Source organism: Microbacterium sp. B19, from assembly GCF_000333395.1.
In the GTDB taxonomy this organism is placed as follows: Bacteria; Actinomycetota; Actinomycetes; order Actinomycetales; family Microbacteriaceae; genus Microbacterium.
On record NZ_BADA01000103.1, the window covers coordinates 1 to 11,065 of the forward strand.

Annotated in this window: 9 protein-coding genes and 2 pseudogenes; 6 read left to right on the plus strand and 5 right to left on the minus strand. The window is 71.9% G+C overall.

Features of this window, described 5'->3' with window-relative positions; all coding sequences use genetic code 11:
- On the minus strand, nt 1–1,473 hold a 1,473-nt coding region (locus I5G_RS03640; RefSeq protein WP_022877838.1), incomplete at its 3' end, for a UvrD-helicase domain-containing protein.
- 161 nt (nt 1,474–1,634) lie between these two features.
- On the opposite strand from I5G_RS03640, the gene I5G_RS03645 reads away from it, so the two are divergent.
- On the plus strand, nt 1,635–1,859 hold the full coding sequence (locus I5G_RS03645; protein ID WP_022877839.1) for a DUF3107 domain-containing protein: 225 nt from the start codon (nt 1,635–1,637) through the stop codon (nt 1,857–1,859).
- A 10-nt stretch (nt 1,860–1,869) separates the two neighbouring features.
- Entirely contained in the window at nt 1,870–2,157 is a 288-nt protein-coding gene (locus tag I5G_RS03650) for a hypothetical protein (RefSeq protein WP_022877840.1), read from the plus strand.
- Nucleotides 2,158–2,220: 63 nt separating this feature from the next.
- Here I5G_RS03650 and I5G_RS03655 read toward each other — a convergent pair whose 3' ends face one another.
- Nucleotides 2,221–2,934 (minus strand): ferritin-like fold-containing protein, encoded by a 714-nt coding sequence (locus I5G_RS03655; RefSeq protein WP_022877841.1) that lies wholly within the window; start codon nt 2,932–2,934, stop codon nt 2,221–2,223.
- A 150-nt stretch (nt 2,935–3,084) separates the two neighbouring features.
- Here I5G_RS03655 and I5G_RS20390 point away from each other — a divergent pair.
- Nucleotides 3,085–4,541 (plus strand): annotated as a pseudogene (locus I5G_RS20390) (DEAD/DEAH box helicase).
- Between the two features lie 163 nt (nt 4,542–4,704).
- Here I5G_RS20390 and I5G_RS03665 read toward each other — a convergent pair.
- Nucleotides 4,705–5,565 (minus strand): PHP domain-containing protein, encoded by an 861-nt coding sequence (locus I5G_RS03665; RefSeq protein WP_022877842.1) that lies wholly within the window; start codon nt 5,563–5,565, stop codon nt 4,705–4,707.
- A gap of 103 nt (nt 5,566–5,668) precedes the next feature.
- Between I5G_RS03665 and I5G_RS03670 the strand changes: the two genes are divergently transcribed.
- The 3 genes from I5G_RS03670 to I5G_RS03680 are packed head-to-tail and all read left to right on the plus strand — an operon-like array spanning nt 5,669 to nt 9,925.
- The gene (locus I5G_RS03670; RefSeq protein WP_022877843.1) at nt 5,669–6,691 is read left to right on the plus strand and encodes an endonuclease/exonuclease/phosphatase family protein; all 1,023 of its coding nucleotides are present in this window, start codon (nt 5,669–5,671) and stop codon (nt 6,689–6,691) included.
- A gap of 37 nt (nt 6,692–6,728) precedes the next feature.
- Nucleotides 6,729–8,147: an aminopeptidase P family protein gene (locus I5G_RS03675; RefSeq protein ID WP_022877844.1), complete on the plus strand. Its 1,419-nt coding sequence runs from the start codon at nt 6,729–6,731 to the stop codon at nt 8,145–8,147.
- Complete coding sequence (locus I5G_RS03680) at nt 8,144–9,925, plus strand: gamma-glutamyltransferase family protein (protein WP_022877845.1); 1,782 nt, start codon at nt 8,144–8,146, stop codon at nt 9,923–9,925. Before I5G_RS03675 ends, I5G_RS03680 begins: the two co-directional genes overlap by 4 nt.
- Nucleotides 9,926–10,049: 124 nt before the next feature.
- Here the strand turns inward: I5G_RS03680 and I5G_RS20395 are convergent.
- Together I5G_RS20395 and I5G_RS03690 are read right to left on the minus strand one after the other, a co-directional pair.
- Nucleotides 10,050–10,442: pseudogene (locus I5G_RS20395) on the minus strand (diaminopimelate epimerase); the annotation flags it as partial.
- 55 nt (nt 10,443–10,497) lie between these two features.
- Nucleotides 10,498–10,935: a GNAT family acetyltransferase gene (locus I5G_RS03690; RefSeq protein ID WP_022877847.1), complete on the minus strand. Its 438-nt coding sequence runs from the start codon at nt 10,933–10,935 to the stop codon at nt 10,498–10,500.
- Nucleotides 10,936–11,065: the final 130 nt, after the last annotated feature.

Below are 11,065 nucleotides of genomic sequence, written 5' to 3' on the forward strand. Positions count from 1 at the left end.
GGCGGACAGTTCCTCCTCCGCAAGGGCCGAGCGCAGACGGCGCAGCTCGATGGGGTCGAGCCCCCCGTAGGTGCCGAGGAGCGCGTCGAGGACGGCATCCGCAGTCCAGGCGTCGGGGTCGCGCATGCCGAGCTCGACGAGGGTGACGAGGTCGCGCACCGCGCGCTGCGTGCCGAGTGCCACGCCGGGTCCGCTGGCTCGCGCGGGCACTTCGCGCGCGGCCAATTCGGCCTCGAGTGCGGCGACCTGGCGCGAGTCGTGGGCGATCACGGCGCACGAGCTCCATGGCACTCCGTCGAGGACGTGGCGCTCGCGCAGCAGGCGGGCGATCGCGTCGGCCTCTTCGGCCGGGGACCGGAGAAGGAACGTGCGCACGGATCCCTCGGGCGGAGCCCCGATCGGCGCACGACGATGGGCCACGACGCCGGCGGCACCGATCCGCGCGGCGACCCCGCGGACGAGGTCGATCTGCTCGGCCGTGCCGCGATGGGGGTCGCCGAGAGCGACGAGACCGCCCAGCTCGGCCGCGAGCCGTGCGAAGTTCTCGGGCGTCGCGCCGCGGAAGGCCCCCGACCCGACATCGGGATCTCCGAACGCGACGACGCCGATCCCGCGCGCGCGGCACGCGCGCAGCAGGTCGATCCCGCCGGACGTGAGCTCTTGCGCGTCGTCGACGAGGATGCAGCGGATCGAGGCGAAGCGCCCCAGCAGCTCGCGGTCGCCCGCGGCCTCGTCGAACACCGCGACGGCCTCGCGGGCGAGGTCGGCGGCGTCACGGTGGGCTCCACGCATCTCGGCCCGGACGGCCCGGTACTCGGCGGCGAAGGAACCGACCGCCGCCCACACCGGTATTCCCTGGTGCTCGGCCAGCGCGGGAAGGTCTTCGGGCGCGATGCCGAGGTCGGTGCACTCGGCGAGGAACGCCCGCAGATCGCCGCGGAAGCCGCGTGTGGCGCGGATGGACGGCCCGAGCCAGTCGGGCCACCGACGACGCCCCGAGGCCTCGTCGAGCGCGTCGCCCTCGAGCAGTTCGCGGATGATCTGGTCTTCGTCTCCACCGGTGAGCAGCTGCGGGGGCTCGGCGCCGCGGCGGACCTCCGCTCCGCGCACGATCTGGAAAGCGAAGGAGGCCAACGACCGCGCGAGCGCCCCGGCCGTCGCGCGGCCCACCGCGAGAGCCAGCGGGTCGCGCAGGGCGGTCGCCGCCGGTCGGGTCGGCGTCAGGACCAGAACGTGGTCGGGGTCGACTCCCCGATCGACGAGAGACCGCACCCGGGACAGCAGCGTCGACGTCTTCCCCGACCCGGGCGCTCCGACGACGGCACCGCTCTCCTCCGGATCCCACGCGACGACGACCTGCTGCTCGGGATCGAGTTCGCCGGGATCCAGCGCCCGCGCCGACCACCGGTCACCCCCGGCGACAGGCACCTTCGCGTCCTCTCGGGCGAGGGTGGCGGCATCCGGATCGTGCATGTCTTCCACGCTAGCCGGGGCCTCCGACACGGGCCCCGCGACCCGCCCCGTTCGCCGTCCGCGAAGCGCGCCCCCGAGCGCGGAACCCCCCTCCGCGGGTGTCGTAGAGTCGGATCATCGCGCCGGGTGGAACCGAGAAACCCGGGCGGAAAGGACGCATCGTGGAGATCCGCATCGGCATCACCAACACCGGCCGCGAACTGAACTTCGAGACCGCCGAATCTTCGGATGCCGTGAAGTCGTCGATCGCCGCCGCGCTCGACCAGTCCGCCACCCACGTCAGCTTCACCGACGTCAAGGGCAACTCCTACATCGTCCCGACCGCGAACCTGGCCTTCATCGAGCTCGGCACCGAAGAAGCCCGTCGCGTCGGCTTCGTCGCCTGACCGCACGGCCGTGGAGATCCTGCTCGGGCTGATCTTCGGCGCGGTGATCGGTCTCGCCGTCCACTACGCCCTGCCGCACCGCGACCAGCGCGGCGCCCTCCTCGCCCCGCTCGCCGGAGCAGCGGCATCCGGCGTGTCCTGGACCGTCCTCACGTGGGCGGGTCTGGGAGCCGCCACCCCCGTGCCGTGGATCGTGGCGATCGTCGCGCCCGCTGTGACGACGCTCATCCTGGTTCCCGTGCTGACCCGTGCGCGCGAGCGCAGCGACGCCGCCCTCCGTGGACGTCGCGCCGCCTGAACCGCCGAGCCGCGGTCAGACGGGCCGCGCAGCCTGAGCGCAAAGCCCGAGGCGGCCGAGGCTTCAGGCCGCCAGGCCCATGGCATCCATTCGCCGGGCGTGGGCGCCCATGAGTTCGGTGAACACCGGCTCGACCTTCGCCTCTTCGGCGCTGTCGAGGCGGGAGTGCGTCAGGGCGGCCCGCGCCACCAGGAGCGTGTCGCCCACCAGCCGGCGCCCCCACAGGGCGAGCAGCCAGCGCCACTCCTCGTCGCTCGCGATCGTCGCGCCCAGGATCTCGACGATGGCCTGACGATCGTCGTCGGCCTGCAGGATGCGGGCGACCCGGCGCCCCGTCTCGCCGTAGCTCGACGACAGCGCAAGGTAGAAATCGTCGAGCATGCCCGCCGTGATGTGGACGGACAGCATCGTCTCCTGCGGCCGGACGCCGTGCGTGTTGCGGCGGAACGCGTCCAGGGACTCGCGGAACGGCAGCATGAGCTGCGTCGGATCGGCGCCGCGCTCGCGGATGAGCGCGACGATCTCCTGATGCTTGATGAGCGCCGCGCCCGCGGCGCGCGACAACGATTCCTTCTCGGCGAGTTCGGGAGTCAGGGCGATCAGTTCGCTCAGCGTCTCGAAGAATCCGAGCTGCAGATAAGCGGCCTGGCCGAGGAAGGTCTCGAGCTCGGGGGCGAGTTCGGCGAAGTCGACGCGCATCGCATCGCCGAGATCTCCACGGGAGCGCAACTGCAGCGTCCGACCGACCGGTCGACGACGACGGAACCACTCGAACACGCTCTACAGCCTAGGCGTCGGACCCCCGAAAGACGCGCCGGGTAGAGTGGACACACCCCGGCGATGGATCGGGGCCCCGCGCCTGTGGACGAGTGGAGGGCGTGGATCCGACTCCCCAGGCGGTCTCTCACCGCCGGAACAGGCACGCTCATGACGACTTTCGCCGAGCTCGGCGTCGATCAGGACATCGTCGATGCCCTGGCATCCAAGGGCATCGTGGATGCCTTCCCGATCCAGGAACAGACCATCCCCCTCGGCCTTCCGGGTCAGGACATCATCGGCCAGGCCAAGACCGGAACGGGCAAGACCTTCGGCTTCGGCATCCCCGTGGTCCAGCGCCTCGGGCCGAACCCCGAGCCCGGTGTGAAGGCGCTCATCGTGGTCCCACGCGCGAGCTCGCCGTCCAGGTCTACGAGGACATGGACATGCTGACCCAGAACCGCGCGACGAGCGTCGTCGCGATCTACGCGGCAAAGGCGTACGAGGGGCAGATCGATCAGCTCAAGGCCGGCGCGCAGATCGTCGTCGGCACGCCGGGTCGTCTCATCGACCTCAGCAACCAGCGTCTGCTCGACCTGTCGGGCGCCGTCGAGGTCGTCCTCGACGAAGCCGACAAGATGCTCGACCTGGGCTTCCTCGCCGACATCGAGAAGATCTTCCAGAAGGTCCCCGCGGTCCGCCACACGCAGCTGTTCTCGGCGACCATGCCCGGGCCGATCGTCGCGCTCGCGCGTCGCTTCATGTCGAACCCCATCCACATGCGGGCGAACGACCCCGACGAGGGCCTCACGCAGGCCAACATCAAGCACCTCGTGTACCGCGCCCACTCGCTCGACAAGGACGAGGTCATCGCCCGCATCCTGCAGGCCGAGGGTCGCGGCAAGACCGTCATCTTCACGCGCACCAAGCGTGCGGCTCAGAAGCTCGTCGACGAGCTGGGCGACCGCGGCTTCAACGCCGCCGCCGTGCACGGCGACATGAGCCAGGAGGCGCGCGAGCGCTCCATGGCGGCGTTCAAGGCCGGCAAGCGCGACGTCCTCATTGCGACCGACGTCGCCGCGCGCGGCATCGACGTCAACGACGTCACGCACGTCATCAACCACACGATCCCCGACGACGAGAAGACGTACCTGCACCGCGCCGGCCGCACCGGCCGCGCCGGCAAGACCGGCATCGCGGTGACGTTCGTCGACTGGGACGACCTCCACAAGTGGGCGCTCATCAACCGCGCCCTGGAGTTCGGCCAGCCCGAGCCGATCGAGACCTACTCGTCGAGCCCGCACCTCTACACCGACCTCGACATCCCCGAGGGCACGAAGGGCCGCCTCGTCACCGCCCCGAAGGCTGCCCCGGCTCCCAAGGCCGAGAAGCCCGAGAACACGGACGGGACGGATGCCACGGCCGAGGGCGCTCCGCGTCGTCGCCGTCGTCGCCGCGGCGGGTCCGGCACGTCGGGCGAGCAGGGTGCTTCGTCGACGCCGCGCGCCGAGGGCGCCGGCACGCACGACGGCGGAGGCAGCGAGCACCACGACGGTAACGCGGCTCCGCGTCGTCGTCGTCGCCGCCGCAGCGGCGGGTCCGGCACGAACGCCGCGCCCGTGGCCTGAGCACCCACTCACGTACTGACGGCGCCGTCCCTTTCGAGGGGCGGCGCCGTCGTCGTGTGTGCGGGTGCAGCTGCACAACTCCTGCACATCGGTCGCGGCAGCACCCACGAACACCGCCGCCGCGCCGAAGCGCAGGAGTTGTGCGCCGTGAACGAGCGGGCCGTCAGGCGTAGACCGGCGCGGAGCCGGTGCCGGCCGAGATGATCCGCGCGACCATGTCGTCGTCGGTCGTGTTCTCACCGGGGACGTTGGGCTTACCGAGGCCGTGGTAGTCGCTCGATCCGGTGACGATGAGGTCGCGTTCGACCGCCAGTCGCGCGAGGGTGGCCGTGGCATCCGGGAGATTCTCGCGGTGACGCAGCTCGAAGCCGGCGAGACCCGCGGCGAGCATCCGTTCGAGGACGGGTCGGGGCAGCAGCGCGCGACCTGCGGGGTGGGCGATGATCGGGACGCCACCGGCCCCGACGACGAGCTCGACCGCGGTCACCGGGTCGGGCGCGAAGAGCGACACGTAGTACTCGTTGCGCGGGTGCAGGATGCCGGCGAACGCCTCGGTGCGGTCGGCGACGATCCCGCGGGCGACGAGCGCGTCCGCGATGTGAGGACGGCCGACCGTCGCACCGTCGGTCGTCTGCGCGACGATGTCGTCCCAGTCGATGTCGAAATCGCGTGAGATGCGCTCCGCCATGATCTGCGCACGGTCGAGGCGTGAGGAGCGGATGCGATCGGTCATGGCCCGGAGCGCCTTGTCGTCCGGATCGACGAGGTAGGCCAGCAGGTGGACGCTGCGCCACTCGTGCTGCGCCGACAGCTCCATCCCGGGCAGGAACGTCATGCCGAGCGACGACGCGGCCTCGGCAGCTTCGGCCCATCCCGACGTCGTGTCGTGGTCGGTGAGCGCCGCGGTCCGCAGACCGTGGCGGTGCGCGGCCGCCATGACGAGGGCGGGTGATTCGGTGCCGTCGGAGTGTGTCGAGTGGAGGTGGAGGTCACTCGGTCCCTCGAATCGTCGATCGCGCTCCACCCGTCGAGCGTACCGTCCGCCCGCGGCGCGGCGTCGCTCACGTGGAGGCGCCGGAGAGGTGGCATCCGTCGATCTCTCAGGCGCCTCGCCTAGGGTCGGGTGCGTGCGTCGGCTGTTCGGGATCCTCTTCGCGCTCGCGTGCACGGCGCTGGCCGTGGCGGTGACCTGGCCGACCGTCTTCGGGATCGAGCGGACCTTCCCGCTGGCCCAGGTGATCTCCTTCCGCCTGCCCGTCGCGGGCGGTTTCGCCGCCGCCGCGGCGCTGGCGCTGCTGTTCGCGCTGTTCCGTCCGCTGCGTGCCGTGGCCCTCACGGTCGCCCTCGTCTTCGTCGCGGCGGCGGGAGTGAACGGCGCGTCCGTCCTGCAGCGCGGCACGCAATCCGACGCGCTGCCCGAGAAGACCGCGACGAGCCTGCGCGTGATGACCTGGAACACCGCGGGCGAGGCGACGTCGGCCGAGGCGATCGCGGAGCTCGCGGTCGCGATGAAGGCGGACGTCGTCACTCTCCCCGAGACGACGATCGACACCGGCGCGCGGGTCGCCGAACTCATGCGCGATCTCGGCCAGCCGATGTGGGCGCATCACGCCGAGTATGGGACGACCGGATGGGATGCCACGTCCACGACCGTCCTGATCCGGCCCGAGCTCGGCGACTACAGCGTCATCCAGTCCTCGCTCGACGGGTCGAGCAACACCTCGACGGTGCCGAGCGCGGTCGCCATGCCCGTGTCGGGGAACGGTCCGATCATCGTCGCGGCCCACGCGGTCGCCCCGCGGCAGGACTACATGGCGCAGTGGAACTCCGACCTGAAGTGGCTCGCGGATCAGTGCGCGACGGACAACGTCATCCTTGCCGGCGACTTCAACGCCACGCTCGACCACATGACCGGCCTGGGCGAAGACGGCGGCACGCTCGGCCGCTGCCGCGACGCGGCGTCCGAGAGCGGCAGCGGCGGGGTCGGCACGTGGCCGACGGACGTGCCGGCGCTGCTCGGTGCGCCGATCGACCACGTCATGGCGACGCCGGACTGGACCGTGACCGGTTCCGTCGTGCTCCGCACCCTCGACGGCTCCGGGAGCGACCACCGTCCGATGGTGGTGCAGTTGGAGCGCACCGGCGGCTGACCGTGCGCGGTGCGGCGTGCGGTGCGAGACTGGACGCATGGACTCCCCCGCCGACCGCGACACGATCGCCCCCGCAGAGCCGAAGCCCGTCGAGACGACGACGAACCGCAAGGCGCCGTTCCCGCGCGGCTTCCTCGACACGATCTCGACCGGGTGGGCTGAGCGCCCCGAATCGCTGCCCACCCCGCGCGAACAGTCCGCGTGGGCCGCGCGCCGCCGCGCCCGCGTCTCCGAGGTGTTCCCGGGCGACCGGCTCGTGATCCCCGCGGGCTCGCTGAAGCAGCGCAGCAACGACACCGACTACCCGTTCCGCGCCCACTCGGCGTTCGCGCACCTCACCGGGTGGGCGGCGGACTCCGAACCCGACTCGGTCCTGGTCCTCGAGCCGCGGGACGACGGGCACGAGGCGGTCCTCTACTTCCGGGAACGTGCGGACCGCACGACTCCAGAGTTCTACGCGGATGCCTCGATCGGCGAGTTCTGGATCGGTCCGCGCCCCGCGCTGGCCGGCGTCGCTTCCGACCTGGGCCTGGCGACCGCTCACGTCGACAGCTTCGTCGCCGCGGATGACGACCGCGTCGTCGGCGTCGACGACGAGCTCACGCGCTTCGTCTCCGAGCTGCGTCTCGTCAAGGACGAGTACGAGCTCGCCCAGATGGCCCTGGCCGTCGAGGTCACGGCATCCGGATTCGACGACATCATCGCCGAGCTCCCCCACGTCATCGAGCACCCGCGGGGCGAGCGCGTCGTCGAGGGCGTCTTCCACCGCCGTGCACGCGCGGACGGCAACGCCGTCGGGTACGACACGATCGCCGCCTCCGGCCCGCACGCGTGCTACCTGCACTGGACGCGCAACGACGGCGCCGTCGTCCCGGGCGACCTCATCCTCATCGACGCCGGCGTCGAGGTCGACAGCCTCTACACGGCCGACATCACCCGCACGCTCCCCGTGTCCGGGCGCTTCACCGCGGTGCAGCGGCGGGTCTACGAGGCGGTCCGCGAGGCCGCCGACGCCGCCTTCGCCGCGGCGCGTCCGGGCGTGCCGTTCCGCCGCATCCACGAGGCCGCCATGGAGGTCATCGCCGCCCGCGTGGCCGAGTGGGGTCTGCTGCCGGTGACGGCGGAGGAGGCTCTGGATGCCGATCGCGGCGGTCAGCACCGGCGCTACATGGTCCACGGTACGAGCCACCACCTCGGCATCGACGTGCACGACTGCGCGCAGGCGCGTCGCGACATGTACTACGACGGGCTGCTCGAACCGGGCATGGTCTTCACGATCGAGCCGGGCCTCTACTTCCAGATCGACGACCTCACCGTGCCCGAGGAGTACCGCGGCATCGGCGTGCGCATCGAGGACGACATCGTGATGACGTCCGACGGGCCGGTGAACCTGTCCGCCGGCATCCCCCGCACGGCCGACGAGGTCGAGGACTGGATCGCGCGGCTCGCCCGGTGAGTTTCACCCCTCCCGCGTCGTTCACGACGCGTCCGACGCTGCGCGGATCGTTCGGCATGTCGGCATCCACGCACTGGACGGCCACGGCGACCGCGCAATCCGTCCTGGAGCGAGGTGGCAACGCCTTCGACGCGGCGGTCGCAGCGGCGTTCGTGCTGCACGTCGTCGAGCCGCACCTCAACGGCCCGGGCGGCGACCTCGTCGCCATCGTGCGCCCGGCGGGGGCCGACGAGCCGATCGTGCTGATGGGGCAGGGTCCCGCGCCCGCGGGTGCGTCGATCGCGGCGTTCCACGCGCGCGGGCTCGACCTCGTGCCCGGGGCGGGCGGACTCGCCGCCGCGGTGCCCGGCGCCGTCGACGCGTGGCTGCTCCTCCTCCGCGACCACGGCACATGGGAACTCGCCGACGTCCTGGACTACGCGATCGGCTACGCGCGCGACGGGCACCCGCTCGTCGCCGGCGCCGCCGCGACCATCGGCCGGGTGGCCGAGCTCTTCCGCGACCACTGGACGACGTCGGCGGACCTGTGGATGCCGACGGGCGAGCCGCCGACGCCGAACACCGTCGTCCGCAATCCGGCGTATGCCGCCGTGCTGGAGGGTCTCGTCGCGGTGGGTGCGGGTATCGACGACCGGGGATTACGGATCGACGCGGCCCGTCGCGAATGGATGACGGGGGTGCTGCCGCGCGCGGCGGCGTTCGTGCGCACACCGCACCGCCACTCGGACGGCGGTGACCATCCCGGCGTGCTCGACGACGCCGATCTCGCGGGATGGAGTGCCTCCTTCGAACCGGCCGTGTCGGCGACGTTCCGCGGCTGGAGGGTGTTCAAGGCCGGCGTGTGGACGCAGGGACCCGCGCTGCTGCAGACGCTGCGGATGCTCGATCCGCTCGACGACGAGCTCCTCGACCCGTCGACGGCGGCCGGAGCACACACTCTTCTCGAGGTGCAGAAGCTCACGTATGCCGACCGCGACGCCTGGTTCGGCGACGCGGACACCGCCGTCGACATCGACGCGCTGCTCGCCGACGACTACCTCGCGCGGCGAGCGTCGCTCGTCGGCGCCACCGCGAGCGCTGAGCTGCGCCCCGGTTCTCCGGAGGGCCGGCCGCCCGTGCTGCCGCCTCTCCGGACGGACGCCGGGGTCACGAGCGCCGGGACCGGCGAGCCGACGGTCGACCGACGCGGGCAGACGCGCGGCGACACGTGCCACCTCGACGTCGTCGACCGCTGGGGCAACGTCGTATCGGCGACACCGTCCGGCGGATGGCTGCAGTCCTCCCCCGCGGTCCCCGACCTGGGCTTCTGCCTGGGGACGCGCTTGCAGGCCACGTGGTTGCTCCCCGGGCACCCGGCATCCCTCATCCCGGGCCGGAGGCCCCGCACCACCCTCACCCCGACGATGCTGACGCGCGGCCACGAAGTCATCGCCCTGGGATCGCCCGGCGGCGACCAGCAGGACGCGTGGCAGTTGCCGGTGCTGCTGCGCATGCTGGTCGGGGCATACGAGCCTCAGCAGGCCATCGACGCCCCGTCACTGCACACCGCCGCGGTCCTCGATTCGTTCTGGCCGCGGACCTGGACCCCGTCCGGTGCCGTGGTCGAGGACCGGATCGGCGACGCCGTCGTCGAGCAGCTCGAGCGTCGCGGACACCGCGTCCGCCGTGCGGGCGACTGGGCCCTCGGCCGCGTGAGCGCCGTCGGGCGCGACGCCGACGGTCTGCTCTGGGCCGCGGCGAACCCCCGGGGGATGCAGGGGTACGCCGCCGGACGCTGAGGGGCGTTGTCCACAGGGTGAAATCGCGGCCCGCGCGGGTTTCCTACGATCCCGCGCATGTCGTATTCGGTGGATCCCCCGCAGGTACTCAGCGTGGCCGAACGTCTGCGCGGCTGCTTCGACCGCCCAGGTCGACCTCGAAGCCGCGATCGCTGCGCGTCAGCGTCTTGACGCCCGCGCGGGTGCCGATGCGGAGACCGCCGGAGATGTCGGCGAGCCCGGTGTCGGTCAGGTAGCGGGCGAAGACCCGCGTGCCGTTGCCGCACATCTCCGCCTTCGACCCGTCGGCGTTGCGGTAGTCCATGAACCACTCCGCGCCCGAGGCCGTGGCATCCGCTCCCTCATCGATCGCGGACGAACGCACGACGCGTAGCAGGCCGTCCGCGCCGATGCCGAAGTGGCGGTCGCAGAGGATCGCGACCTGCTCGTCGGAGAGGTCGAGTTCGCCGTCGGGGTCGGACACGACCACGAAATCGTTGCCCGTGCCGTGCCCCTTGGTGAACGCGAGAGTCGCCATGGCATCCAGTCTAGGGATCGGATTCGCGCGGGCGCCCCGCGGGCCGGCCGGGAGCTCAGGCCGTTCCGGGACCGTCGACGATCAACCGACGCCCGGTGGCCCACGTCTCGAACGGTTCGTAGCCCAGCGCGTCGTAGAAGCCGCGCGCACCGGCGTTGTCGGGGCGCACCATCAGCTGCACCTTAGGGCACCCGAGCGCTTCGAGCAGGCGCTCCGCCTCGGCGACGAGCGCGCGGCCGACGCCCCGGCCGCGGTGCGACTCGGCCGAAGCGAGGTAGTACAGCCAGCCGCGGTGGCCGTCGTACCCGGCCATGACGGTGCCGACGACGACTCCCCCGTCGACGGCGACGAGGAAGAGCTCCGGCTGAACGGTGAGCTTGCGGCGGATGTCGGCGCGCGGATCGTTCCAGGGCCGGGTGAGCCGCGCCTCCTCCCACAGGGCGACGACAGCGTCTTCGTCTTCGATCGCGAAGGCACGGATGTCCACGGTCACGGCGCGACCTCCCCGATCAGATCCTCCGCGCGGGCGGAGCGGGCGTCGACCCACCGCACGTCCGGATACCGACGGAACCACGACACCTGACGGCGCCCATACCGGCGCGTGAGCGCTGGTCTCCGCGTCG